The 24,624-nt window shown below is 59.3% G+C and carries 23 protein-coding genes and 1 pseudogene; 9 read left to right on the top strand and 15 right to left on the bottom strand.

What is annotated here, in order from left to right; all coding sequences use genetic code 11:
• Window positions 1-4 precede the first annotated feature (4 nt).
• The 7 genes from ACZ5G6_RS11935 to ACZ5G6_RS11905 are packed head-to-tail and all read left to right on the top strand — an operon-like array spanning window position 5 to window position 7,745.
• Complete coding sequence (locus tag ACZ5G6_RS11935; RefSeq protein WP_223932650.1) at window positions 5-1,501, top strand: aldehyde dehydrogenase; 1,497 nt, start codon at window positions 5-7, stop codon at window positions 1,499-1,501.
• Window positions 1,494-2,912 carry a dihydropyrimidinase gene (hydA, locus tag ACZ5G6_RS11930; RefSeq protein WP_498685757.1) on the top strand — a complete coding sequence of 473 codons (1,419 nt, stop codon included), beginning with the start codon at window positions 1,494-1,496 and terminating at the stop codon, window positions 2,910-2,912. The genes ACZ5G6_RS11935 and hydA overlap by 8 nt, the downstream gene beginning before the upstream one ends.
• Entirely contained in the window at window positions 2,909-3,673 is a 765-nt protein-coding gene (gene allE, locus ACZ5G6_RS11925) for a (S)-ureidoglycine aminohydrolase (protein WP_498685756.1), read from the top strand. Before hydA ends, allE begins: the two co-directional genes overlap by 4 nt.
• Complete coding sequence (locus tag ACZ5G6_RS11920) at window positions 3,660-5,087, top strand: M20/M25/M40 family metallo-hydrolase (protein WP_223932647.1); 1,428 nt, start codon at window positions 3,660-3,662, stop codon at window positions 5,085-5,087. Before allE ends, ACZ5G6_RS11920 begins: the two co-directional genes overlap by 14 nt.
• Complete coding sequence (locus tag ACZ5G6_RS11915) at window positions 5,074-6,102, top strand: amidohydrolase family protein (protein WP_223932646.1); 1,029 nt, start codon at window positions 5,074-5,076, stop codon at window positions 6,100-6,102. Before ACZ5G6_RS11920 ends, ACZ5G6_RS11915 begins: the two co-directional genes overlap by 14 nt.
• A gap of 37 nt (window positions 6,103-6,139) precedes the next feature.
• On the top strand, window positions 6,140-6,910 hold the full coding sequence (locus ACZ5G6_RS11910) for a nuclear transport factor 2 family protein (RefSeq protein ID WP_223932645.1): 771 nt from the start codon (window positions 6,140-6,142) through the stop codon (window positions 6,908-6,910).
• 25 nt (window positions 6,911-6,935) lie between these two features.
• Entirely contained in the window at window positions 6,936-7,745 is an 810-nt protein-coding gene (locus tag ACZ5G6_RS11905; protein WP_498685755.1) for an IclR family transcriptional regulator, read from the top strand.
• A gap of 102 nt (window positions 7,746-7,847) precedes the next feature.
• On the opposite strand, the gene ACZ5G6_RS11900 is transcribed toward ACZ5G6_RS11905, so the two are convergent.
• From ACZ5G6_RS11900 to ACZ5G6_RS11875, 6 genes are all read right to left on the bottom strand, one after another.
• Window positions 7,848-9,110 carry an MFS transporter gene (locus tag ACZ5G6_RS11900; RefSeq protein WP_498685754.1) on the bottom strand — a complete coding sequence of 421 codons (1,263 nt, stop codon included), beginning with the start codon at window positions 9,108-9,110 and terminating at the stop codon, window positions 7,848-7,850.
• A gap of 44 nt (window positions 9,111-9,154) precedes the next feature.
• The gene (locus tag ACZ5G6_RS11895) at window positions 9,155-10,051 is read right to left on the bottom strand and encodes a helix-turn-helix transcriptional regulator (protein ID WP_498685753.1); all 897 of its coding nucleotides are present in this window, start codon (window positions 10,049-10,051) and stop codon (window positions 9,155-9,157) included.
• A 134-nt stretch (window positions 10,052-10,185) separates the two neighbouring features.
• Window positions 10,186-10,518 (bottom strand): DUF6510 family protein, encoded by a 333-nt coding sequence (locus tag ACZ5G6_RS11890; RefSeq protein ID WP_223932641.1) that lies wholly within the window; start codon window positions 10,516-10,518, stop codon window positions 10,186-10,188.
• Window positions 10,515-11,252, bottom strand: coding sequence for a ferredoxin reductase (locus ACZ5G6_RS11885; RefSeq protein ID WP_498685752.1), 738 nt, complete (start codon window positions 11,250-11,252; stop codon window positions 10,515-10,517). The genes ACZ5G6_RS11890 and ACZ5G6_RS11885 overlap by 4 nt, the downstream gene beginning before the upstream one ends.
• Before the next feature lie 10 nt (window positions 11,253-11,262).
• The gene (locus ACZ5G6_RS11880) at window positions 11,263-11,853 is read right to left on the bottom strand and encodes a molybdopterin-dependent oxidoreductase (protein ID WP_223932639.1); all 591 of its coding nucleotides are present in this window, start codon (window positions 11,851-11,853) and stop codon (window positions 11,263-11,265) included.
• A gap of 832 nt (window positions 11,854-12,685) precedes the next feature.
• Window positions 12,686-12,967 carry a hypothetical protein gene (locus tag ACZ5G6_RS11875; protein ID WP_223932638.1) on the bottom strand — a complete coding sequence of 94 codons (282 nt, stop codon included), beginning with the start codon at window positions 12,965-12,967 and terminating at the stop codon, window positions 12,686-12,688.
• 443 nt (window positions 12,968-13,410) lie between these two features.
• On the opposite strand from ACZ5G6_RS11875, the gene ACZ5G6_RS11870 reads away from it, so the two are divergent.
• Window positions 13,411-14,700 (top strand): MFS transporter, encoded by a 1,290-nt coding sequence (locus ACZ5G6_RS11870; RefSeq protein WP_498685751.1) that lies wholly within the window; start codon window positions 13,411-13,413, stop codon window positions 14,698-14,700.
• 474 nt (window positions 14,701-15,174) lie between these two features.
• Here ACZ5G6_RS11870 and ACZ5G6_RS11865 read toward each other — a convergent pair.
• From ACZ5G6_RS11865 to ACZ5G6_RS11825, 9 genes and pseudogenes are all read right to left on the bottom strand, one after another.
• Window positions 15,175-15,654: pseudogene (locus ACZ5G6_RS11865) on the bottom strand (citrate/2-methylcitrate synthase); the annotation flags it as partial.
• Between the two features lie 167 nt (window positions 15,655-15,821).
• Complete coding sequence (locus tag ACZ5G6_RS11860; protein WP_498685750.1) at window positions 15,822-17,039, bottom strand: acetyl-CoA C-acetyltransferase; 1,218 nt, start codon at window positions 17,037-17,039, stop codon at window positions 15,822-15,824.
• Between the two features lie 40 nt (window positions 17,040-17,079).
• Complete coding sequence (locus ACZ5G6_RS11855) at window positions 17,080-17,835, bottom strand: SDR family NAD(P)-dependent oxidoreductase (protein WP_498685749.1); 756 nt, start codon at window positions 17,833-17,835, stop codon at window positions 17,080-17,082.
• 49 nt (window positions 17,836-17,884) lie between these two features.
• Window positions 17,885-19,099 (bottom strand): acyl-CoA dehydrogenase family protein, encoded by a 1,215-nt coding sequence (locus ACZ5G6_RS11850; RefSeq protein WP_498685748.1) that lies wholly within the window; start codon window positions 19,097-19,099, stop codon window positions 17,885-17,887.
• Window positions 19,100-19,151: 52 nt separating this feature from the next.
• On the bottom strand, window positions 19,152-19,391 hold the full coding sequence (locus ACZ5G6_RS11845; RefSeq protein WP_223932633.1) for a hypothetical protein: 240 nt from the start codon (window positions 19,389-19,391) through the stop codon (window positions 19,152-19,154).
• 35 nt (window positions 19,392-19,426) lie between these two features.
• The gene (locus tag ACZ5G6_RS11840; protein ID WP_498685747.1) at window positions 19,427-20,743 is read right to left on the bottom strand and encodes a dihydrolipoamide acetyltransferase family protein; all 1,317 of its coding nucleotides are present in this window, start codon (window positions 20,741-20,743) and stop codon (window positions 19,427-19,429) included.
• Window positions 20,744-20,755: 12 nt separating this feature from the next.
• Window positions 20,756-21,742, bottom strand: a complete 987-nt coding sequence (locus tag ACZ5G6_RS11835; RefSeq protein WP_498685746.1) for an alpha-ketoacid dehydrogenase subunit beta — start codon at window positions 21,740-21,742, stop codon at window positions 20,756-20,758.
• Complete coding sequence (locus ACZ5G6_RS11830; protein ID WP_223932630.1) at window positions 21,739-22,821, bottom strand: thiamine pyrophosphate-dependent dehydrogenase E1 component subunit alpha; 1,083 nt, start codon at window positions 22,819-22,821, stop codon at window positions 21,739-21,741. The genes ACZ5G6_RS11835 and ACZ5G6_RS11830 overlap by 4 nt, the downstream gene beginning before the upstream one ends.
• Window positions 22,818-23,909: a Glu/Leu/Phe/Val family dehydrogenase gene (locus ACZ5G6_RS11825; RefSeq protein WP_498685745.1), complete on the bottom strand. Its 1,092-nt coding sequence runs from the start codon at window positions 23,907-23,909 to the stop codon at window positions 22,818-22,820. Before ACZ5G6_RS11825 ends, ACZ5G6_RS11830 begins: the two co-directional genes overlap by 4 nt.
• 149 nt (window positions 23,910-24,058) lie before the next feature.
• Between ACZ5G6_RS11825 and ACZ5G6_RS11820 the strand changes: the two genes are divergently transcribed.
• Entirely contained in the window at window positions 24,059-24,589 is a 531-nt protein-coding gene (locus ACZ5G6_RS11820) for an Lrp/AsnC family transcriptional regulator (RefSeq protein ID WP_223932628.1), read from the top strand.
• Window positions 24,590-24,624: the final 35 nt, after the last annotated feature.

The following is a 24,624-nucleotide window of genomic DNA, read 5'->3' as shown; positions in this document are numbered from 1 at the left end:
CCCAATGACTATTGAAATTGCAGAAGACTGGGCCGCTGTTGCGGCTTCGGCGGCACCGGAAGGCGGCGCCTTTATCAACGGCAGATTCGTTGGTGCCGCGTCCGGCGAAACTTTCGAAAACGTGAGCCCCGTCAACGGGCACGTCATCGGACACATCGCTGCCGGCGCCGAGCACGACGTCAACGCGGCAGTCTCCGCGGCCCGTCTCGCCTTCGAAGACGGCCGATGGTCTGCTGCCCCGCCCCGTCACCGGAAGCGGGTTTTGTTTGCCTTTGCTGCCGGCATACGGCGGGAACGGGAACGTCTTGCAACGATCATGACCGCGGACTGCGGAAAGCCGATTTCCGCTTCCCTCGGTGAAGTAGACCACGCAGCGGACGTGCTTGAGTTCTATGCAGAGGCAATCGACAAATGGGCCGGTGAGGTCATGCCGACTGCCCAGTCCGCTCTGGCCCTCGTCACTCGCGAAGCCATAGGGGTCGTTGCTGCAGTAGTCCCTTGGAATTTCCCCATCGGAATGCCAATGTGGAAGATCGCTCCGGCACTGGCAACGGGCAACTCAGTTATCGTCAAACCGGCCGAACAAGCGCCGTTGCCCGTGATCGCCTTGGCACGAATCGCGGCTGAGGCAGGCATTCCGGATGGAGTGTTCAATGTGGTCCCCGGGCTCGGCGAGAAAGCCGGAAAAGCTCTGGGACTCCACATGGACGTGGACAAGATTGCCTTCACCGGTTCCACCCAGGTGGGCAAATACTTCCTCCAGTACTCCGGACAGTCCAACATGAAGGCCGTTTCGCTTGAGTGCGGCGGCAAATCAGCCAACATTGTCCTGGCGGATGCTCCGGACCTCGAAGTCGCAGCCGCAGCCGCCGCTCTTGCCGCTTATGTCAACCAAGGTGAAATGTGCAGCGCAGGTTCGCGTCTGGTGGTGGAAGAGTCCATCAAGGACGAGTTCATTGAACTTGTTGTCACGGCGAGCCGCATGTGGCGCCCCGGCGATCCGTTTGCTGCGGACACGCGCATGGGCGCCCTCGTTGACGCCGCGCAGCTTGATCGTGTTCACGGCTACGTGGATATCGGTCGACGTGAAGGGGCCAGGCTGGTTACTGGTGGCGAGCGGGCACGCCTCGAGACCGGGGGCTACTACTTGGAGCCAACGCTTTTCGCCGATGTGGACAACCAAATGCGGATTGCGCAGGAAGAGATCTTTGGACCGGTCCTCTCCGTGATTACGGCCAAAGATGCAGAGGACGCCGTCCGGATTGCCAACGACTCTGACTACGGGCTGGCCGCAGCCGTCTGGACCAAGGACGTGTCCAAAGCCCATAAGGTCTCCCGGGCCTTGCGTGCCGGCACGGTGTGGGTGAATTGCTATAACCAGGCGGACGTCAATGTGCCATTTGGAGGTTTCAAGCAATCCGGATTCGGCCGGGATAAATCGCTACATGCTTTGGAGCAGTACACCCAGCTCAAGACGAACTGGTTCAATCTCGATGTCTGACTCACCGCGGCAAACCATTGTCAAGGGTGGCCTGGTGGTGACAGCAAGAGGTCTTGAGCGGGCTGATGTCCTCATTGTCGATGGCGTAGTGGCCGAAATTGGAAGCTTCGAGTCCGGCCACGACGACGCTGACGTTCTTCCCGCCGAAGGCTGCTACGTTCTCCCCGGCGGTGTGGACTTCCACACGCACATGGATTCGGTCTTCCGTGGGTCGATCAGGACAGCTGACGACTTCGCGACAGGGACGGCTGCCGCGGTTGCCGGTGGAACCACCACTATTATCGATTTCTGCCGGGCAGCGCCCGGCGAGACTCTTGCCGAGGCCCTCGACCAGTGGCGGCGGAGGGTGGTGGAGCAACGGCCGTGGGCTGATTACGGCGCACACATGGTGCTGGTTCAGCCCGACGACGACACTCTGTCGCAGTTGTCCAGCCTGCCCGATCTTGGTGTGACGAGTATAAAGATGTACTTGGCCTACCCAGGACGCATGATGAGCGATGACCGGGCACTGCTTCGAGCCATGCAGTCCGCGGCCGCGTCGGACCTACTGGTTCTCGTTCACGCCGAAAACGGACACGCCATACAGGTGCTGGTGGAGGACGCGTTGTCCGCCGGCCACACGGAACCTGCCTGGCACGGCAAATCCCGGCCCACGGTGACGGAGGCGGAAGCAGTTTCCCGATCAGCAGTATTGGCGCAGCTCGCTGGCGCCCGTCTCTACGTGGTCCATGTCTCTTCAGCGGCCGCGTTGTCCGAGATTGAACGAGCGCGGGCGACCGGTACGGATATCACTGCAGAGACGTGTTCGCACTACCTGGTCTTTGACGATTCGATGGTGGACGGTGTCCCGAAGGAGGTTGCCTCGCGGTTCGTTTGCTCGCCGCCTACGCGGGACCTCGATGACCAAAATGCTTTGTGGGAGGCGCTCGGTCACGGGACTCTTGATGTGCTGTCCAGCGACCACTGCCCTTTCGCTCTTCAGGGCGAGAAGATCGTTGAAGGGGACTTTACACACATCATGAATGGGCTTCCCGGCGTTGAGCAAAGGCTGGCCATTGCCTACCAGGGCGTCGTCAACGGCCAGTACTCGATGGAGCGAATGGTTGAGTTCGTCAGCACCACGCCCGCCCGACTGGCCGGCATACACCCGAAGAAGGGTGAACTGGCCGTCGGCTCGGACGCGGACCTGGTCATCTTGGATCCGCATGCCACAACAGTGCTCTCTGCTGCGACCCATCACTCTGCCGCCGACTACCTTCCGTATGAAGGCATGGAAGTTGCCGGCCGGGTCACAAGGGTATTGCTCCGTGGCACCACCGTTTACGTCGACGGATCGGTGCTCCCGGAAAACCGACAGGGGACATATCTGCATCGGTCCGCTTCACATCAACCAACAGGAGAAACCCGATGAACCAGACCATCCTGGCGTTGCCGCCGGCACAGGTCTCCACCAACCGCGGCGGCTTTGGCCCTGCACATTACGTCATCACACCCGCCAACCACTTCGGATCGAGACTGCCGGAATTTACCGGCACCGTGGTGAAAAAGCTGACTACTCCGCGAAATGGCTCGGCACGTGTAGCGATGTACCTGCTGGAAATTGAGCCAGGGGCTGGAACGACGGCACCTACCGGTCTCGGCTTCGAGAACTTCCTCTACGCCCTCGACGACGGCGTCACCGGACCGTTCGGAGACAACGCCCCCAGCACTTCATATGCGTACTTGCCGGAGGGAAAGACCTTCGAACTTGCAAATACTTCTGACAATCTTGCACGGGTGCTCTGGGTGAAAAGGAGGTACGAGGCATCCGAGGAAACCTCAGTTCCGTCGGAAATCGTGGGTCGCGCGGACGCCATGACTCCCACGCCCGGGTCGGTTCCCGGGGTCTACCGTCTGGAGTTGCTTCCGGCTTCCCCGGGATTTGACTTCGCCATGAGCATTCTGTCTTTCGACCCCGGCGCTGTCTTCCCCAAAGTCGAGATTCATGATGAGGAACACGTCCTCTACATGCTGAAGGGCCGCGGAGTCTACGTCCTGGACCGGATCCACTATGAGATCCAGCAAGACGATTTCATCTACATGGCTCCTTACTGCCCCCAGTACTACTACCCCGGCGGGCTGTCCCAGTCCGCGTACCTGCTCTATAAGGATGCCAACCGTGACGGATTCTGAGGATCGCGCGAACCTGCTACAGACCCTACGCGACAAGCAGGGTGACCTGATGGCCCGGGTCGAGGAACGTGCAGATGAGTATCTTGCGTGGCTGATTGAGTTCGCCTCCATACCGAGCATCAGCGCCACAGGTGAAGGTGTGCGTGAATGCGCAGAGCATCTCAAATCACGCATTGAGTCCATCGGGCTGAAGCCTGAATTCCTGGAGACCGGATCCCACCCCATTGTCTGGGCAACTTCCGGTGAAAGCCATAGAAAGTTGTTGGTTTACGGCCATTACGACGTGGTGCCCGTAGGTGACGAAGCTGAATGGAAATTCCCTCCGTTTGAACCAACGGTATACGAAGGCTCGCTCTGGGGGCGCGGCGTCGGGGACAGCAAAGGGCAGATGCTTGCGCATGTGTGCGCGTTGTCTGCGTGGCTCGATGTCTTTGGTGAGTTGCCGCCGGTCCAGATCAACTTCATGTTTGATGGCGAGGATGAGATCGGTTGCGGTGATACCTCGCAATACATTCGGACACATGTTGACCAATTCCGAGCCGATTTCCTTTACACCTCCGACGCCTCGACGCTTGGTGTGTGGGACCCAGCGCTATTCTTGGGCATCCGGGGGGCGCTCTATGTGGAGTTGACAGCTACAGGGAGTGATAGCGAGTGGCATTCCGGGAGTTACGGCAGCATCCTGCCGAATCCTGTGACGAGGATGGCCCAGGCAATTTCATCAATGATCGATTCCTCAGGCCGGGTTGCTATCGACGGCTTCTACGACGGTGCGGACACGATTACAGACGAACTCCGTGACTTTGCCGCGAAACTTCCGCCGGAGTTCCTTCCGCCTGCCGAAGATTTCGGGGTGCGGAACTTTGAACGGGAGCAACCCTTGGACTCGATGTTTTTTGAGCCGCGGATGTGCGTGTGCGGCATCGAGGGTGGCTACACGGGCGAAGGCCTGAAGATGGCCGTTCCCACCTCAGCGAAAGCCAAGATCGATTTCGCTCTCCTCAAGGGGCAGCGACCGGGCCACGTGGCGACTTTGCTGCGCAAACATCTCGACCTTAACGGTTATGCCGATATCGAGATCACCGTGCTCTCCGATGCGCCCCCGTCCGGCGTTGACAGCAGCCACCCACTGGTCGCGACCGCGGTCGCTGCGCTGGAGTCGGTGTGGGGCCGACCACCTGTAGTTATCCCTTCGATTGGCGGCGGTGGAGTTTTTGCCACGTTTGTGGATTCGGTGGGACTGGATTGTCTTTTGGTGCCTTACGCCCAGCCGGATATGCAGGAACACTCGGCCCGGGAGCACCTGTCCCTCGAATGGTTTGTGAATGGCATTAAGACCAGCGCGGAAGTCTTCAGGCTGCTCTCGGTTGCTGCCCTGGAACAGGATGAAGGCGGCACAGATGCCGATAATTGACGTTCATACGCACTACGTTCCGGATTTCGTCTTGGACATCCTCAGCGAAGGCTCTGGCGAGCACGGAATCGTTGGAACCTTGGGCTATCTGGAAACCCAGGCCGGCAGGCTCCCTGTGCACTACCCTGAGATGCACTCCCCCAACGAGAAACTCATCGCCATGGATGCGCGCGGAGTGGATGTTTCCCTTGTGTCCTTAACTCCTCATCTCTTTATTTACGGTCCCGAGCACGACCCCGTTGGTTTTGCCCGCAAGGCCAATGATGCACTGGCCGCGTATACCTCAGCCTCGGACCGGCTGTTCGGAATCGCCACTTTGCCATTGGGAAATCCGCCGGAGGCGGCGGATGAATTGCGTCGGGCAGTTTCCGTGCTCGGTCTCGTTGGAGGGATCATCGGCACTGGCCTGTCTGCCGAGCAGCCGCTTGATGCGATTGGACTCGACCCTGTGTTCGAAGCTGCGGCAACGCTTGATGTGCCCTTGATGCTCCACCCCTACTACTGCGGGGTGATCACATCGTCTGAGTTGTTTTTGAACAACACTTTGGGCGTCCCTTTCGACGCGGCCTGGGCGGTGGCTCGGCTCATTGCCTCAGGAACATTGGACCGCCATCCTCGTCTGAAGCTGCTGGTCCCCCACGGTGGCGGAGCCTTGCCGTACCTGTTCGGGCGGATGGAAAACGCCTGGAACAGGCGCAGCGAGGTACGTGAAGCCGCGCAGCGACCACCATCGGCTTACAAGAATCAATTCTGGTACGACTCGATAGTCCACTCCGACGAGGCCTTGCGCTATCTCGTAACATTCGCCGGCGCCGACAGGGTGCTGCTCGGCACCGACTCGCCCTACCTGACCGGGGACCTATCACCAAGCAGTAGCTTCGCAGCAGCAGGACTCGACCCCCAGACCGCTTCAGCCTCCACGGCAGAGCTCTTTCGACTGCGACTTCCACTGCCCGACTATTTAACCCAGCATTCCGGAACTGCGAAGTACGCGGGGGCAAGCGACCAACCGTGATTTTCGCCAATACCAAAGCAAGAGGACCAATGATGCTATGACAACTACAGCTAGAACCTACGCGCGACTCCCAGATGCTCCGAACAGCCCCTGCTGGGCATGGGTCATTGACGACCGTCGGTGGCGGCTCGGGGGCCACGCATACGGTTCCGACCAGGAGAACGAGATCGCCGCCGTACTGGATCTGTTGCGCGAGACCACAACAGTCAGTGAGGATACTCTGTCCATCTCCCTTCAAAATCAGTCGCTGTGGCAACGACTGGAAGTCCCTGATCGCGGTGCCAGCCGCCCCACGGCCGAATCCAGGCTTTTGGATCTCCTCTTCCGTGAATTGGACGGCAGGAACGTGTACTTCACATGGGCTGGGCCTACCCGGGCGGAATCGGGAGTGCATCCATGGTCAGGATCATCACAATTGCGCCGGAAGGTAACAAGCCCCGGCATAGCCATGGCCGACGCAGAATTGCGTGAGGAGATCCTTCGCCATGAATTGGCACTGCTCAGCGCCGAAGGGCGCAATGACAAGGCGAAGCTTGGGCAACTGATCCACCCCGATTTTTATGAAATCGGACGCACTGGGCGCTATTGGGAGCGCGAGGAGGTAATCCGTGTCCTGCACACTATTCCGGATCAGATCAAAAGTGTGACATTCGACCGAGTGGTTGAGCTCCGCCCAGGCGTAGTGCACGTCCGTTTCAGGACTGAAGATGACATCGGGGTCGTGCACCGCAGCTCAATCTGGGCGCGCGAAGGCGATCTTTGGCAACAGCTCTACCATCAGGGGACACCGGACACGCAAGCAGGCTGAAACCAATTCAGGGAAAGGAACGTAAATGTTTGCGGCTTCGGAGTTGTCTCGGATCCAGCAAAGCCCGGACGACGGCATGAAGCGCGTGCAGACCGTCGAGCGGGCGTTCGCCACCCTCGAACTCATGGTCGAGCTGGGTGGCAGCGCCACGGTCAGCGAGTTGGCCAAGTGTCTGGATCTAAGCATGGCCGGCGTCCACCGCCAGCTGCGCACGATGGCGAGGCTCGGATACGTTCATCAACGGGCCAACAAGTCTTACTGTCTCGGCCCCGGGCTGATCCGCTTGGGAGAAGGCGCTGTCGAACAGCACATACTTGCGGCGCGACCAGTTCTCGCCCTGACCGCCCAGCAGTTGGGCGAGACAGCGTCCCTCGTGATGCTGGACGGCGACTACCTTGTTCACGCAGTCCAGGTTCAGTCTTCTCGGGCTTTGCGATCGATCACACACCCTGACGCTACCGTTCCTGCACATGCAACCGGGACGGGCAGAGTCCTTTTGGCCGAGCTCACGGACAATCAGATTTGGCAAGCAATGGCGCGCGAAGGAACGTTGAGTGCTGCTTACCGCCAGCGCGTCATGGCATCGATCAGACAGATCCGCGCCGACGGCTACTGCGTAGACGACAGTGACAATCGTAACGGTCTCAGATCTTGCGCGGTCCCAACACCAAGTAACGGACGCCCCTTCGCCGTTTCTGTTACAGGCTCTCGTGAACGGCTTAGCCACATCAATCTGAACGTCATCGGCTCGCTGCAACAAGCTGCGCGACAGATCGGCCAAAGTCTTCAGCCAGATGCGGTTTGCAACTCGTTGCCATCGCCGTTGGGTCAGTAGTCCCCTGTGCCGCAATTGCCGGCCGAATGTACCTGCAGGAGGAAGAATGCCAAGTTGAAGTAGGGGGCCGTTGTCTTCGTCTCGGCACGACCAGCATTTGGATTACCTCGGGAATGCCGTGCGGCGCCCGGCAACCGCAATGGCAAGCGCGACGCCAGCAAGCGCAGCCATGACGGAAGGCAGAATCAGGCCGTCGAAGTTGCTGATCACCACCGCGCCGGCCACGCCGGCTGCGAAAATCGCCAGATTGAACGCGACGCCGAGCATTGAGTTGGCGACGTCGGCGTTCTCGCCGCTGGCAGCGCTGATTGCGGTTTGCAGTTGGGCTGCTGCCCCGCCGAAGGCGAGGCCCCACAGCACGATGGCGCCAACAACTGCCACCACGGATGCGTTGCCAGCGATGAAAATGACGCTGGCTGCAATGAAGGACCCGAGGCTCAGCAGAATCAGGCGCCGAAGGCCCTTGTCGATCACCGCACCGGTAATCACTATCCCGCCAATGGCTGCTGCCCCGAAAATCACGAGTGCGATGTCCACCGTGACGGGACGGTTCGCTGTGCGGAGGTAGGAGCCGATGTAGGTGTAGAGGATGTTGTGCCCGAGCATCCAGCTGACGATGACGGCGAGTACGACGGCGACACCTGGGGTTCCGAGGACCCTCACCAACGGGACACGCGTCCCGGCGCGCTGGCCAGGTGCGTCCGGGACCAGGAAGAGGGTTAGCAGGACCGTAAGGACTGTGAGGATGGAGAGCACCCCGAAAGACCAGCGCCAGTCGAAGGTGGTTCCCAGCCATGACCCGAATGGTGTCCCCGCTGCCAGCCCGACCGGCGTGCCAAGGGACGCGACGGCCAAGGCCTGGCCAGCATGTTCCGGGGCGGTGATGCGACGCGCGTAGCCCGCAAGCATTCCCCACAACAGGCCTGAGAACGCACCGGCCAGGACACGCGCACCCAGGGAGAGCACAATATCGGCCGAGAAAGCCGTGACAAGATTCGCGGCCAGAAAACCGAGGACCCCGACGATGAATACCGGTTTCCGGCGCATCCCCCGCGTCATGGCGATCGCTGGCATCGCAGCTACGATCGTTCCCAGGGCGTAGGCGCTGACAAATTGCCCCGCAGTAGCCTCGTTGACGGACAACCCGGCGGCGATCTGCGGCAAGAGTCCTGCCGGCATGGTTTCGGAGGCAATAAGGAGGAACCCCATCAGGGCCATGATCAGCAAGGACGCCCACGGAAAGCGCCCACCCGGGGCCGGTCTGTCGCTCTCCAGGAGGCTAGTATCCGGAAAGATGCCGAGGTTGTCGGGAGGCAGGCCGTCAATGGATGCGGCGGCGCTGGTTTCCAGGTCTGCGCGAGTCAAGGTTGTTCCATTCTGTGGTGGTTGTTCGCGGCTAGCCGCCGTGGTCAGCTGTCCGTCCGTGTCCTTTCGGACCTCGGCTGGGCGGCGGTTCCGTACTCGCTGGCCGCCCACGAAGCCAACAGTTGCATGCGCTCGGCCGACGGCGAGCCTGGCTCTGCGGTGTAGATCGTCATGGTCAGGCCAGGCTCCGCAGCCATCTCCAAGCCCTCGAAAGCCAAAGTCATTTCCCCAACAATGGGGTGGTTGAACGTCTTGAAGCCTGTGCCGTGATGCCGGACGTTGTGCGCACCCCAGCGCTTCCGGAACCCCTCGCTCCGAGTCCCGAGTTCGCCAATGAGATCGTGAAGTTCCTTATTGTGCGGGTCCCGGCCCGCCTCGGTACGCAGGATGGAGACAGTGACCTCAGCGAAGGCGTCCCAATCCGGACAGAAGTCGTAAGCGCGTTCGTCCAGGAAAGTGAACCGGGCAATGTTCGCCGGCTGACCCGGCATTTCATAGCAATCCTTATAAAACGCCCGTGCCAAAGAATTGACCGCCAGCAGGTCCATCCGGCCATTGCGAACAAAAGCGGGACCGGCCGTGACCGCATCGAGCGCCCACTGCAGGCTCTTGTGCGGCACATAGCCCTTCGAGCTCCGCCGCCGCGGCGGCCTGGCTACCGGACTGGCCGCGTGGGCGAGGTCGAACAAGTGCGCCCGCTCGGCGTCGTCCAACCGCAAAGCCCGGGCGATGCTCTCCAGCACCTGAGGAGAAGCTCCGCTGATCGCGCCGCGCTCCATACGGGTGTAATACTCCACACTCAGCCCAGCCAGGGCAGCCAATTCACTACGGCGCAGACCATGCACGCGCCTGTTGGTCCCGGCCGGCAATCCAACCTGCTCAGGAGAAACCTGGGCGCGACGCGAAATGAGGAACTCGCGTACTTCCGCTCGATTGTCCATGCCATCCACGCTAAGCCAACCCCCGCGAGGGAGGGAGTCCCTCCCAGGGCCTGTCTCGGGGATCTCCCTGCGCGCACGGCATGGCATGGCATCGACGCCCCAATCCATGAACAGGAACAACGCCCGCCGTGGGACTACTCTTCGCGGTCGATCTCCAAGTAGCTGAGGCCGCTCAAATCCAGCCAATATCGGGTTGGTGTCTCCACCAATCGCAGCAGCACACCTTTGCAGTCGCGACACCGGACCACAATACCGGGCGCGTCCGTGAAGACCACGGCCTCGCCAAAAGCCCTGACTGAGCCGCAATGCCTGCAGCGTCCCAGTGCCGCGATGATGTCGATGCGGAACAGTTCCGACAGGGCGCCGGCCGCGGCGTTCCCGTCCACAAACGGAATCGGGTCATGGGGTCCTGCTGCAATATCTTGGTCTTCGGAGTCAGGGACAGCGAAATCGTCGGTGCCGTTCACCGGATACCTCCCATCCCGCCAAACCGTTCAGTCTTTATCGACTCCGGCGAATAGCCAGCCATTACAAGCCAGTCCGCAACGGTCTCCACGAAGACTGTTTGGCCGCAAACAAAAACATCCGGGTTCTCCTCTGTTGGGAAGATCTTGCCCAAAAGACTCTCCGAGTTAAGGCGCGCTGGCGCGGCCGGCCAGCCCTCCGGCGTCGAACGCGTATAGACGTAGTCCACCATTAACTTGGCTGATTCCCGGTCCAATCGGCGCAGTTCGTCACGGTATAGCGAAGCATCCGGAGACTTGAGGGAATAGAGCAATCTGAACGGGGCTGCGTTATTGGAAGCCTGGTGGGCGCGGATCATCGACATCAGCGGCACCACACCTGACCCTCCCCCAATCAACTGCACCCGTTTCTCATTACTTGGCCGCCAGACAAACCACCCGCCCACTGGTCCCCGGATTTCCAGCCGGTCCCCGACGGCCAGGTCCCGGACAAGGTAAGGCGACACTTCGCCGTCGGGCAGTTCGTCAACGGTTATTTCCAGATGCTCATCCGCGCTCGCGGATGCCACCGAGTAAGACCGGATGGCTGTATATCCGTCGTCTGCGGTAAGGCGGACGTCAATGTGTTGGCCTGCCAGATATCCCATCAAACCATCCACGCGCAGCCTAATGGTCCGGGCTGTCGCGTTTTCCAGTTCCCCGCCGACCACTTCAGCGACCCGCCATACAGAACTCACAGCGAAGGCCTCACGAGTACCGCTCCTCGCGCCATGGATTCCCGTGCAGATGATATCCATTCGATTCCCAGAAACCGGGAACGTCTTCCCCCGTCAGTTCCAAACCATGAATCCACTTGGCGCTCTTCCAGAAATACAAATGTGGCACCAAGAGCCGCGCCGGACCACCATGCGCCCGTTCAAGAGGTTCGTGATCGAACTCCCAGGCCACCCAGGCCTTGCCGCCCAGGAGATCCCATAGCGGAACATTGGTCGTGTAACCGTCGAAGGAATGGGCGGTGGCGAAGTCGCTGGTGGTTTCCACGTTTTCGAAGAGCGTGTCCACTGAAACTCCACGCCACGCTGTTCCCAATTTTGACCAGCTGGTCACGCAGTGAATGTCTTGCGTGACTTCTTCCTGCGGCAAGCCCACGAACTCATTCCAGGACCAAGAGAGCCGCTGACCATTCTCCGTGGTGATGAAGAACTCCCATTCATCGACGGGGATGAGCGGAGCAGGTCCCGCGGTGAGGACGGGAAAGTCGTGCGTTTCATGCTGGCCAGGAGGCAATGCAGGATTCTCGGAGCGTCGTCCGCGGAAACCGGAAGAAATGATACCCATGATGCACCTCCACAGTGGAGCTCCACCCCGGTCAACGACCGTTGATGTCCCAACCATAGGGCAACCTCTGGGCGTGGTCTAGGGATCAACGAGGCCAAGTCAGCGGTCCCGGCGTTTCCGGATTGTTCGACCCCCCTGACAAGGATGGTTGCCCGAATGCGCCTTTCCTGCCCAAAAACTGCGCCAAGGCTGTGGAAAACAACGGCTGCTCTTGATCCACGGGAGCCATGGTTAACCCAGCGGCAACCCAAGGAACCTGAGCCGCTGACGCGGCAGGCAATGAGCAAGATTCCGGGAGCAGGAAGAGCGATGAACCAGGCAGCACCCCTGAAAAAGGTATCCGCCATAGAGTCCGGTCAGGGTGGCTGGCTGAAATGAAACGGATAGCAGAGTACCAACCCGTCTGCCGTCCCTCCTGCGAAGGCACTGACGTTCGCGTGTCCAGTGGGATCAGCTGCCCGGCCACGGTGTGGTGTACGCCGTCGACCGTTACGAAAACATGGACCTCCGGTGACCGCATTCACGACGGCGGATCCGAAATATGGCCTGACTGCCAAGATTGAAACCTTGCCCAGCGGGGCAACAGGCCCCTGGGTTGGGAAACACGCGCTCAATGGGCAGTGTGCACCACCACACACCTTTCGCAAGCCAGGTGAGGCCTCCGATAACCGCCAAAGCCCCGGAAATACGCAACAGCATGAAGGTCCACCTCGCGTCTATGAGAGACATCGAGTCCGCCTCGTCCCGTCAGCGGGTCACACGATTCGGCCAGTGTAAGCCCCCGGAAAATGACCAGTCACCAGGGACGAGCGGCAATCGGAGCGGTCGGAAACTAGAGAGGCCGCCCCCTCCACGACTCCTGATCAACCCTCTTGATCTGTCCGGCCGGGAACCACTCAACGTGGTAGACCCGTTCATCATCCACCCACTCGATGAGCCCATAGGACCTCGTGTACTTCACTGCCCGACCGTAAATCTCACCCACGCGAACCAGCGGCTGACTGCCAGGCTCGAGGTCAATGACCCTACCGTCGTCCGGTTTGGGATGGTTTCTTTCGGCGTCGAGCTGGGCCATCATGCGGGCGAAAGCGGTGGAGTCTTGCTTCGGTCTCATAGAAACAAGATTAGAACATATATTCGAATGTGCTTCCGCTGACAAGACTGGCAGGTTGCAGAACCTGAGACCGAACGCCCCCAACTGCCGCCAAGGTCACCACGCCCCCAACTAGCGCCGACCTTGGCAGCACCTTTTCTCCACCCCTCGTGGGTGTACGGGCGTAGAGGTAGGAGTCTCTGCTCCGAGTCCCTTGACGCAACCGGCGATACGTGAGATTCTCGTCACATCGAATCGGATCCAATTCCTAATTTTCATATCCAATATCAGTTCTCCCCTATGACCGGCTCAGAGAACCTAGTGATCCCGAGAGCCGCACGCAGTGCTGATTGAGAACAGTTAAGACAGCGTTGTTCAGGCATGTGCTCAATCAGCGTTGCGGTTGAAATCACGTTCGTGGGAGAACCACCCCCGTTCGCAATGTCCCTTATACAGGAGTCTTAATGTCATCTCCCGACCTTGCTAAGCCCGCCTCTCCAGGCCGGACGACCAAACCTCAAAGCGGTCGTTCAAGTCTTGCGGAACTGAGCGGCCGAGCACTTTTTTTCCTACTCATTCTGGACCTGTCCTATTTCATCAACGCAATGGACAGGCAAGTCTTCGCGGTACTTCTTCCTGATATCAAGGCAACCTATGGGCTTACCGGCGGTGAAGCTGGAATCATCGCCACAATCTTCACTCTAGGTATGGGGCTTGCTGGCATACCGGCCGGGTACCTTGCGGATCGATTCGGTCGCAAGAAGATCGTCCTTATTAGCCTCCTGATGTTTTCCATCAGTTGCGCATTGCAGGCTACTGCTGTCGGCGCAGCGGACATGGCGCTTTGGCGCATCCTCTCTGGCGTCGGTGAAGGCATGCAGGTCGCCGCGCTGTTTGCGGCGGTCGGCGCTTACTTCAACCGTCATCGTGGGTTCGCGCTTGGTTCCATCAGTGCGGCATTCGGTTTGGGCGGCTTCACGGGCCCGTTACTGGGCGGCGCCATCTTATCGGCGACCGGGGACTGGAGGTCTCCGCTGGTAATTTTTGGTGCTGTTGGAATCGTCATTCTGCTCTTGGTTCTCGTTCTTGTGCCGAAATCGGTGACTGAGATCGGTCGTAACGAGAAAGCCGAGTCGATCTCACAGTCGAGCTCACATGGTCAGCGCTTCCTGAACCGTCGCGTTGTGTGTTGCTTGATTGTTGCAAGCGCCGGTGGCTTTTCAATTTACGGGTACCTCGGCCTCTACCCCACTTATCTTCGTGAATCCCTAGGTTTCACACCCACAGAGGCCGGCCTGGCAGCGAGCATGTTCGGCATTGGCGCGCTTGGTGCCTTGATCGGCGGGATACTCGCCGATCGGATCGACCAACGACTCCTGAATGTAGTTGGCTTGCTCGCCATCATGATCCTTGGAACGGCAATCTTCGCCTTCTCTTCCCCTCTTCCGGTTCAGATGGTCTTCTCGGCACTTCTGGGTGCAGCCTTCAGCGGCGTGTTGATTACGAATACAAGCGCCCTGTTGCAGCGCTCCGTCCACGCTAATTATCTCGGACGTGTGAGTGGCCTGCTGATTGCGGCTATGTACATACCTGCTAGTGCTTCCGGTTATTTTGTAACGTTCATGCAGGGAAATTTCGGTTGGCAGACCGCAGGAATCGTCCAACTGACTGTCATTCCGATTGTTGCCCTAATCGCTATGGGCGTCATGGGGAAGACGTCCTCCCCTAATCTCAAGGTGACCTCCCACGTTTAGCTGCTGGCGGGTCCGATCCGGATAAGTGAGGTGGCTGGTCTCTTTCCATTCGAGAGTAACCAGCCACCTACTCATGTCGCTGAAGGCTTTTAATCCGGATTGGGCAGGACCCTCGATGCATGCGTATCGGTGGCTACCTCAGAAGGGGAGGGGATACGTCGGGAAGCGGTTTCAACAAGGAAGGTTTGTGGAAGCACGCGGCGGTCCGCCCACCTTGGCTCCACGCTTTTTGACGGTCATGGTTTTAGAGTGCGTTGTTTGCACTGATTCTCCGGGAGCAGTTAACCATCGCCCGGAATCTTCCGACAAGGGACCCCAGTGCTCAGATCGCTCTGGAAGGCCGCGCTAACAGACTCTTTCGCAGCATGGCAACCGGTGCAGACATGCCAGCAATGAGGGTGGCAGTCTTGATGGCGATGGTCCGGCCTGTCAGAATCATCTCCGCCCCAGCAGCAAAGGCAGTGGGCCCTGCGGGGTAGCCACGCGGGCCGTGAAAGTGGAGGCGTTGAAGGAGTGCTCCGCGTAGTGGATCATCGAGACGTTGAACGCCGCAACTACCTCGTGCACAGGTTCTTCGCCGAATGTCATCCAGAGGAAGTTCGCGGAGTAGTCCAGGTCTTCCCGCGGTTCGACCACGTCCTGGCCGCGCCGGCGGCGCTGGTCGTAGGCGACTACCGCGGGCATCGCAGCCCAGAGGTCGATTGCCTTCTTCATGTTGGCTTCTGGTGAGGAATCCTCAGCCAGCTCATGCCGGGCTCCCATTACCGAAGCTGCGGTACGGCAAACATCCATGGGGTGGGAGGTGGCGGGCAAGCCATCGATGACGTCCTTTACGGCTGGGTCCAGCGCGCGATGGGCGCGTTCCACAGCAACGAGCGCCGCGAGTTCTTCATCGCTTGGCAGTTCCCCATTCCATAGCAGGTAGGCGACCACTTCGAAGCTGCACTTGGCTGCTGTTGGGGCCCCCGTAGGCGCCGGGGATGGTGAAGTTGAGAATTTCCAACCTCGTCCAGGGCGGCCATCGCTTCGGGGAAGATCGCGTCGGCACCGGCGTCAACGGGGAATTGAGGGCTGCTTGCTGTTGTACGTGGCCGGGTTGAGAAGCTGTCGTCGGTAGGTAGTCAGTTTCTGTAGAGCAGGAGCGCGTCGCCCTGTCCCCCGCCGCCGCAAAGCGCCACCGCAGCTTTCCCGCTTCCTCGGCGAAACAGCTCCAGAGAGGCATGGAGGGCCAGGCGTGCTCCGGAAGCTCCAATGGGGTGTCCCAAGGCAATTGCTCCTCCATGGATGTTGCATGCTTCCAGCGGAATGCCGAGTTCCGTCAGGGACTGAACTGCAACCGCGGCGAAAGCTTCATTAATCTCAACGAAGTCGAGTTCTTCAGGTGTCCAGCCAGCTCTTTCCAGGGCTGCATTGATGGCCCTTGAGGGCTGGGAGTGCAGGGAATTGTCCGGGCCGGCTACCTGGCCGGGGAACCCCACGACGGCAAGGATGTCACAACCGAGTCGCGCGGCGGTGGCACGTGTGGTGAGGATCAACGCAGCGGCTCCATCGGACAGTGGTGAGGCGTTGCCGGCGGTGACGCTGCCGTCCTTCTCGAATGCCGGATTAAGAAGGGAGAGGGCGTGAAGATTGGTTTCTGGCCTTACTTGTTCGTCCTGATCGATGACCCGTTCGGGTCCTTTTCGCTGCTGGATGCGAATCGGAACCAGTTCGTCCTTGAAAACTCCCTCCGACGCAGCTTTGAATGCTCTCTGATGCGAAGCCAGAGCCATCGCGTCCTGCTCGGCTCGACCGATGCCGTGCACCTGATTTCCGCGATCGGCCAAGACTCCCATGGAGACGTTTTCCTGGGCGTCGCTGAGTCCGTCACGGACCAAGGAATCTGCCATCGAACCGGCGCCATACGGCCAACCTTGCCGGGCCCCCAGCAGGAGATGCGGGCTTCTGCTCATGGACTCTTGCCCACCTGCGACTACGACATCCGCTTCGCCGGCTCTGATGAGGCGTGCGGCGTCGATGACCGCTGTCAGACCTGACAGACAGACCTTGTTAACGGTCACGGCTGGTACTTTGAGGCTGATGCCAGCCAATGCAGCCGTTTGGCGTGCGGGGTTCTGTCCTGAACCCGCCTGTATCACCTGTCCCATAATTATCGCGTCTACGTTGTCCGGGCGAACACCGGATTTTTCCAAGGCACCACCAACGGCCGCGGCGCCGAGTTCTACAGCGGTCAGATGTGCTAGCTGGCCGTTCAGTTTGCCCTGCGGGGTCCTGGCTCCACCGACGATGACGACGTCCTCGGGGCGAGGTAGCAGGTGGGTCAACGAGTTCTGGGACATGCTCTTCCTTCGTTTCATTCGTGTCGGCAATGATGTTCTCTTATTGGGGTGACATCCGCAGAGCACCGTCCATGCGGATTGTTTCCCCGTTCATGTAGTCGTTTTCGATGATGGAGAGGGCAAGATGAGCGAACTCGTCGGGACGGGCCAGCCGCTGCGGGAAGGTGACGTTGGCAGCCAAGGTCTGGCGAATCTCGTCACTGACGGTTGCCATCATGGGGGTCTCGACGATGCCGGGTGCGATTGAGTTGACTCGAATGCCATATTGCGCCAGATCCCGCGCTGCGGGGAGCGTCATACCGACAATGGCGGCCTTAGAGGAGGCATAGGCGACCTGGCCGATTTGTCCTTCGAAGGCAGCGATTGAGGCAGTGTTGATAACAACGCCGCGTTGTCCGTGGTCATCTGGCTGCGTCTTGGAGATCGCGTCAGCAGCAGCCGTCAGGACATTGAATGAGCCCATCAGATTGACCTGGATGACTTTCTCGAAGACGTCGGGATCGTGTACCCCTTTTCGGCCCAGGATACGCATCGTGGGGAGAATACCAGCACAATTGACGACGGTCCGTAGAGGAGCTCCCGCTGCAGCCTTGGCTACGGCCGAGCGGACCTCATCAACATTTGTGACGTTGACTGCGAGGTAATGAATGTCAATTCCAGCCGGGATATCACTTATGGCTTCTGGAAGGTCAAGAGCGTACACCTGTGCTCCGCGCCCCGCGAGTGCGCGCACCACTGCCGCGCCGAGTCCTGAGGCGCCGCCTGTGACAATGGCAGCTGTATTTATGAGATCCATGTGTGGGTCCTTTGCATTAGAGGTCGGTGGAGTCGAGAAAAGACGGGACTCAAACGAATGCCGAGATTCCCGTAACAGCACGCCCTACGAGAAGGGCATTAATTTCATAACTTCCTTCGTACGAGTAGATTGCTTCCGCATCGGCAAAGATCTTCGCCATCTCGAAGTCGGTGGTGATGCCGTTACCGCCCACGATTGAGCGCCCGAGCGCCACGGCTTTGCGCATATTCGCGGTGCAGCTGGATTTCGCCAGCGCAGCATGGTCCATCGATAGGCGACCTGATTCGCGGAGACGAGCGAGTTGGATCATCAAGGAAAGCGACATTGTCGCATTGCCCAGCATGCGGGACAATTGCTCCTGAATGAGTTGGAATGATGCGATGGGCTTGCCGAATTGCGTCCTTTGCATCGCGTAGGCGCGGGCAACGTCAAAGGCCGCAAACTGTTGACCGACGGCTTGCCAACTTACCCAAACCCTTGAGTGGAGAAGCAGGGAGTTCGCATCCTGAAATGATGCCGTTCCGGGAAGCCAGTTTTCGTAGGGAATGTGGACGTCGTTCAGCGTGATGTTGGCATTCTGGATGATTCTGACTGCAGTCTTGTTGTTGATCGTCTCCGTGTGGAACCCTGGTGTTCCCTTCTCCACAATGAAACCTTTGATTTGACAGTCAGCTGTGTCACGCGCCCACACCAACACGTAGTCAGCAAAGGTGGCGTTACCGATCCATCGCTTATGTCCATTGAGGACCCATTGGCCGCCTGAAAGAGTCGCAGTCGTTTGTAGCTCACGAGAGATGTCCGAGCCATGAAGAGGTTCAGTCAGGGCAAAGGCGCCAATCTTTTTGAGTGACAGGAGTTCGGGCAGGATCGTCCGACGATGCTCCTCCGACCCAAGATCCTTGATCGCCGTAGTGAAGAGTTCGTCATGAACACCGAAGAACGTCGAGACGGAGGTATCCGCCCGGGCAAACTCCATTTGGATCAAGCCGGCCAACAAATGCCCGCGGTTGCTCATCCCGGTCAGATTTTGTGCAGCAATCGCCGGGAGCAGCGCGAAAGGAAATTCAGCCCGGTTCCAATAGTCCACCGCGATGGGCCGGACTTCACGTTGAAGGAAGTTGCGTGCCTCGGTATACCTCCCGTAGTCCTCTGCAGTCAAAAGATCCGAAAGGAACAGCAGATCTGCTTCCGGGTACGGGGGCGTATCTCCTGGTCCAACATGTGCCGCGAATGCAGGCTGCACCGCCTCCTTGAGCACGGTCATGACTCCTCTTTCTTGATGATGTTTGTTGGTGCTGGAAATGGCCTTGCTGGTGTCATTGCAGCTTGCCGATGCTTTTGAGCTGTTCTTCTGAGATATGGATTGTGAAACCTGATCCTTTGTCCACCAGCTGCCGGCCGAAGCCCTGCCCTTGCTGAAGCCAAACGACTCTCCCGTCGGACGTAAACGCCTCTACGACGCCTTCTCGAAGATGCTGGCGGCCTTGACGGATTTCGATCAGTGCCCCGGTAAGGATGGTCCAGTCATTGACCAGGAAATTTTGTTTTGAGCCCATGTCGTGTCCGCTGTTGTTTGCTGAACCGGGTTGGCCTAAACGAGCGCGAGGCCTGGCTCCCGCAACAAGGCTGCGGTGTCGGCGAGCAATTGAGAGCCCTGCTGGCCGTCCATGATGCGGTGGTCGAACGAAAGGGCCAATTGGAGGATCGAACGCGGCTCAATCCGTTCTCCACGATCATCTTCAACGACCCAAGGTGTGCGGCGGACAGCTCCTACGGCCAGAATCGCGGCTTCCCCGGGGTTCAAAATGGGGGTGCCTGAATCTATGCCGAAGACGCCGATATTGGTGATCGTCACCGTACCGTTGGCCATCGCTTGAGGTTCCGTTTTTCCGAGACGGGCGGTCGTAGCCAGATCTGCGATAGCAGCCGCAAGCCGAGACAGGCCCAGTTCCTGGGCATTCTTGATGTTAGGAACTATCAATCCGCGTGGCGTAGCTGCTGCGATGCCCAAATTCACCCGGCCGAACTGGACAATCTCCTGCGCCGACTCATCCCACGATGCGTTTGCTCCCGGAGTGTTTCGCAATGCGTGGAGGAATGCCTTGGCAACAAATGTCAACGGTGTGAGCTTCACGTCTGCGAACTCACGGCGGCGGACCAGCTGGTCTTTCAATTCGAGGGTTCGGGTGATGTCGACAGCAACGAACTCTGTCACGTGAGGGGCCGTGAACGCCGACTGAACCATAGCTGCGGCCGTGCGCTTCCGGACACCCTTAATCGGAATGCGAATGTCTTCGGTGGTATCCGTTTCAGAATCGGCGGATGAGACGGTTGTGGTTTCAGCGGTCGGCCGGGCTTTGAGAACGTCTTCACGTGTGCAGACTCCGTTATCTCCGGTTGCCTTGACGGCATACAGATCCACGCCGAGATCCTTGGCGAGCTTCCTCACCGGTGGGCTGGCTTTGGGGCGTCTGCTTGCGCCCGCAGCGGGTCGGGTTGCGGTAGTGCCCTCCGGCGCCGGGGCCTTTGTGGCTGGATGGCTGGTGTTGCGTCCGCGACGACGACGGCCGACAACCTCGCGCGCCCCGTATCCAACCAGCAGTTTGGGGTCTTCGATTGTTTCCGGCCGTGCCTGCGGAAGAACGCCTTCGCCATCTGGCTCGGATGAGGCTGTAGCGATGCTGATGATCGCTCGCCCAACGTCAACGGTTTGACCCTGCTCTACGAGGAGCTCATTGACTTCTCCTTCGTAAGGGCATGGGAGCTCCACCAATGACTTTGCCGTTTCAATCTCGACTATTGCCTGGTTGACAACCACTCTGTCACCGCATTTCACCAGCCAATTTACGATTTCTGCTTCGGTGAGCCCTTCTCCGACGTCCGGCAGGGCGAATTCCTTGATGGTCATTGTTTGCCTCCGTTAGTAGGTGAAGCTGCGGTCTACGGCATCGAGGATTCTGTCCAGGCCCGGCAGCCATTCCTCTTCGAGGCGGCTGGCGGGATAGGGCGTGTCGTAACCGGTGACCCTGAGAACCGGGGCTTCCAGTGAGTGGAACGCGGCATCCTGAACTCGCGAAGCGATCTCTCCGCCAAGGCCGCCAGTACGTGACGCTTCGTGGGCCACGACCAGCCTGCCCGTCCGTTCCACAGATTGGATGATCGTCGCATCGTCGATGGGAGACAGTGACCTCAAATCGATGACCTCGATATTGCGGCCCTCCTCTGCACAGACATCTGCGACCTTCAGGGCCACAGGCACCAATGCCCCGTAGGTAACTAGCGTTAGGTCTTCTCCAGGGCGGACAACTGCTGCTTTGTCCAGAGGCCCTGGTGTGCTGGCCCGATTGACCTGACCTTTGAGCCAGTAGGATCGTTTGGGTTCCAGGAAAATGGTGGGATCGTCGCTACGGATCGCCTCCCGGATCATGTCGTATGCTTCCTGTGGAGTGGACGGCATCACTACCTTCAAGCCGGCAGTGTGGGTGAAGTATGCCTCCGGTGATTCCGAGTGATGTTCGATGGCGCCGATACCGCCGCCTACGGGTATGCGGATCACAACCGGCAATGCGACCCTGCCATCTGAGCGGTGCCTGTACTTGGCCAGCTGAGTCGTGATCTGGTTCATGGCGGGGAATACGAAGCCGTCGAACTGAATTTCGCACACTGGCCGGTACCCAGCCATGGCCAGGCCTATCGCGCTTCCTACGATGCCGGCTTCGCCAAGGGGCGCGTCCACTACGCGAAGATCACCAAAACCTTTTTGGAGCCCGTCGGTGACCCTGAATACTCCGCCCAATTGGCCGATGTCTTCGCCGATGAGCATGACCTTGTCGTCGGTCTCCATGGCGGCACGGAGCCCAGCATTGAGGGCGTGGGCGATGGGCATGGTACCCGGCAAAGTCGTCATTCTCCGGCCTCCACGAAAACCAAGTGTTCGTTCATTTGACTCTCAAGTTCTTTCGGCATGTCGGCATAGGTATTCCGGAACGGTTGGTCTGGAGCCGGGTTAGGAAGTTCACGGCAACCTGCACGCAGCTTTTCGGCAAGTTCTTCCTCTTCCTGGGCGACTCCGTCGAGAAAGGCCTGGTCCAATGTGCCGGAGGTCTTCAAATAGTTCTTTAGGCGTTCGATGGGGTCCAAGGCGGCCCAAGCATCGTTTTCAGCCCCGGAGCGGTAGCGTCCGTCGTCGTCGGACGTCGTGTGGGGGTTGCGGCGATAAGTAAAGGCTTCGATGAGGGTGGGACCGTTGCCCGACCTGGCCGAAGCCATCGCCTCCCGGGTTGCGGCAAGGCAGGCAAGGACGTCGTTTCCGTCTACACGGACGCCTTCGAACCCAAACCCTTGGGCGCGCTGCGCCACGGACACGCGGCTTTGAACCGAGTAGGGGGCGGATATGGCCCATTGGTTGTTTTGACAGAAGAAGACAACGGGCAGGTTCTGTGCAGCGGCCCAGACGAAGGCTTCATTGGTTTCACCCTCGCTGAGCGCACCATCGCCCAAGAAGACCAACACTGCCCGGTCTCGTTCCGGATCGCCTGTGCCCACGTCGCCGTCTCGAACGATTCCCATGGCGTATCCAACTGCATGAAGAGTCTGGGCCCCGATAACGAGGGTGTAGAGGTTGAAGTTGTTCTCTGTTGGGTCCCAACCGCCCATGGTCGTGCCCCGAAAGAGTCCTAGCAGGTTCACCGGATCCACCCCGCGACACCAGGCAACGCCATGTTCGCGATAGGTGGGGAAGACGATGTCCTGTGGATGGAGGGCCCAAGCTGCTCCTACCTGAGCTGCTTCCTGACCAAGCAGGGACGGCCAAAGCCCCAGCTCTCCCTGGCGTTGCAGCGCAATGGCTTCTGTATCCACTCGGCGGGTCATGATCATGTCCCGCAAAAGACGCTGCGAGTCAACGGAATCCGGATCCAGGGCAAGCGACTCGTGGGGTTGATACGTTCCCTGTTGAGACAGTAGAGATAGAGGTTCGGCGGTCATGCGGGTATTCCTTCTGCGTCAGCAAGACGGCGCTCAACAAGTTCCCGGGCAGCCTCGGCCGGGGTCCTTGACACGTCACCGGCTGCTTGGAGCATGCCCGTAACGGCTGAGCCGATCATTGCAATTCGGTCGGTTACCTCTTCGGGTTGCAAATCAGTGACCTCAGAGGAGACTTGGATAAGCCCTCCGGCATTTGCCACGTAGTCTGGAATCCAAAGAATGCCAGCGGACTGCAGTTGTTCTTCGCAGTCAGCGTTGAGGAGTTGATTGTTGGCCGCACCGCAGACGATTTGCGCGCGGACCATGGGTATTGTCCTCTCATTCAGAGTGGCGCCCATGGCGCAGGGAGCGTAGATGTCGATGTCTTGGTCCAGGACCCGACGAGAAATCGCAACCCGGGGGTTTGTCTCAGATACGCGCTGCAGTGCTGCCGGGTCGCGGTCGGCCAGATTAACGTGCGCTCCGGCGTCGATCAGCAAGCTGACCAGCTGACTGCCGACTTTGCCAGCACCTTCAACACCGACTCGGCGTCCGGAAAGTCCTTCGCTTCCCCAGACGTGAACTGCAGCGGCCTGCATCGCCACGAAGACCCCATAAGCCGTGGAAAATCCGCTGTCACCCGATCCGCCGGCATCGCGACCGACGACCCATGGCGTCTGCGAACCGATGATATTCATGTCGGTTGCTGTGGTACCCACGTCACCGGCTGTGATGTAGCCGCCCCCAAACGAGTGGACAAACCTGCCATAAGCGCGCAATAGCCCAGGGGTTTTGTGGGCGTGAGGATCACCAATGATCACAGCTTTGCCTCCACCCAAAGGAAGTCCCGCAGCCGCTGCCTTAAGCGTCATACCCTCCGACAACCGGAGTACATCTGTAAGCGCGTCCGATTCTTCCTTGTAAGGAAAGAAACGCGTTCCCCCCAGTGCCGGGCCCAAGGACGAATTGTGGATCGCAACAATGGCCCTGAGTCCGGTGTCCTCATCACGAAGCATCCGAACCTGTTCGTGACCGCTGGTCCGCTCATCGATGATGTCGGTGTGGCCGTTACCAGCAACGCCGGGTCCGCCCAATATTGCCGCACACACGTGCTGCCTCCTGATTGCTCAAGCATTGGATCCAATACCAATGTGTTCCCCAACCTTGAGCCAAGGGGGACGATGTGGTCAACTGATTTATCTCGAACGAATCGAAATGTTCAGGTCGATAGGCTTGGCATGGAAGGCATCTGAACAAAATGATCAGCATTGATCGGCTTGACGCCGAGCTCCTTAGGCGCCTTCACGGCAACGCGCGGGCAGGCGTAGCAGAACTTGCGGGGCTTTTGGGCATCTCCCGCAATACCGTCCTGGGTAGACTCCAGCGCTTGGAAACTGCGGGGATATTGAAGGGCTTCAGGCCTGTCATGGACCTGGAGGCCGCCGGGATACCCGTTCAGGCATTCATTGGCTTGGAGCTGGACCAACGAAAACTCTCCAGTGTCGTAGAAGCGCTTAGTCGCATTCCCGAGGTCTTGGAGGTCACCACTCAAGCTGGCCGGGAGGACCTCATGGTCAGGGTCGCGTCGACAACCCTTCAAGGAGTGCAATCCGCCGCTGCCAGAATGGTGGACATCCCCGGAGTGCGGCACACCAACACGACACTCACAGTTTCGACGCCCTTGCCCTATCGGGTTCAGCCGCTTTTGGACCACCTGACGAGGGATTCCGGTTGGGGAAGGTCAACACCTTTGCCCGTGGAATCTCATCCACCAAAAAGATTCGATTAATTGGATCCAAAACGTCTTGCTTTGAATACAATGAG

This window comes from Arthrobacter sp. TmtSoilC51 (assembly GCF_055388015.1).
The sequence above is the reverse complement of the archived record's forward strand: the minus strand, read 5'-3'. Positions and strand labels throughout refer to the sequence as shown.

Excerpts from the sequence above, each read along its gene's own strand:
- ACZ5G6_RS11935 (WP_223932650.1), top strand. The coding sequence starts at position 5 with ATGACTATTGAAATTGCAGAAGACTGGGCCGCTGTTGCGGCTTCGGCG.
- hydA (WP_498685757.1), top strand. The coding sequence starts at position 1,494 with ATGTCTGACTCACCGCGGCAAACCATTGTCAAGGGTGGCCTGGTGGTG.
- allE (WP_498685756.1), top strand. The coding sequence starts at position 2,909 with ATGAACCAGACCATCCTGGCGTTGCCGCCGGCACAGGTCTCCACCAAC.
- ACZ5G6_RS11915 (WP_223932646.1), top strand. The coding sequence starts at position 5,074 with ATGCCGATAATTGACGTTCATACGCACTACGTTCCGGATTTCGTCTTG.
- ACZ5G6_RS11910 (WP_223932645.1), top strand. The coding sequence starts at position 6,140 with ATGACAACTACAGCTAGAACCTACGCGCGACTCCCAGATGCTCCGAAC.
- ACZ5G6_RS11905 (WP_498685755.1), top strand. The coding sequence starts at position 6,936 with ATGTTTGCGGCTTCGGAGTTGTCTCGGATCCAGCAAAGCCCGGACGAC.
- ACZ5G6_RS11895 (WP_498685753.1), bottom strand. The coding sequence starts at position 10,051 with ATGGACAATCGAGCGGAAGTACGCGAGTTCCTCATTTCGCGTCGCGCC.
- ACZ5G6_RS11880 (WP_223932639.1), bottom strand. The coding sequence starts at position 11,853 with ATGGGTATCATTTCTTCCGGTTTCCGCGGACGACGCTCCGAGAATCCT.
- ACZ5G6_RS11875 (WP_223932638.1), bottom strand. The coding sequence starts at position 12,967 with ATGAGACCGAAGCAAGACTCCACCGCTTTCGCCCGCATGATGGCCCAG.
- ACZ5G6_RS11870 (WP_498685751.1), top strand. The coding sequence starts at position 13,411 with ATGTCATCTCCCGACCTTGCTAAGCCCGCCTCTCCAGGCCGGACGACC.
- ACZ5G6_RS11860 (WP_498685750.1), bottom strand. The coding sequence starts at position 17,039 with ATGTCCCAGAACTCGTTGACCCACCTGCTACCTCGCCCCGAGGACGTC.
- ACZ5G6_RS11855 (WP_498685749.1), bottom strand. The coding sequence starts at position 17,835 with ATGGATCTCATAAATACAGCTGCCATTGTCACAGGCGGCGCCTCAGGA.
- ACZ5G6_RS11850 (WP_498685748.1), bottom strand. The coding sequence starts at position 19,099 with ATGACCGTGCTCAAGGAGGCGGTGCAGCCTGCATTCGCGGCACATGTT.
- ACZ5G6_RS11845 (WP_223932633.1), bottom strand. The coding sequence starts at position 19,391 with ATGGGCTCAAAACAAAATTTCCTGGTCAATGACTGGACCATCCTTACC.
- ACZ5G6_RS11840 (WP_498685747.1), bottom strand. The coding sequence starts at position 20,743 with ATGACCATCAAGGAATTCGCCCTGCCGGACGTCGGAGAAGGGCTCACC.
- ACZ5G6_RS11835 (WP_498685746.1), bottom strand. The coding sequence starts at position 21,742 with ATGACGACTTTGCCGGGTACCATGCCCATCGCCCACGCCCTCAATGCT.
- ACZ5G6_RS11830 (WP_223932630.1), bottom strand. The coding sequence starts at position 22,821 with ATGACCGCCGAACCTCTATCTCTACTGTCTCAACAGGGAACGTATCAA.
- ACZ5G6_RS11820 (WP_223932628.1), top strand. The coding sequence starts at position 24,059 with ATGATCAGCATTGATCGGCTTGACGCCGAGCTCCTTAGGCGCCTTCAC.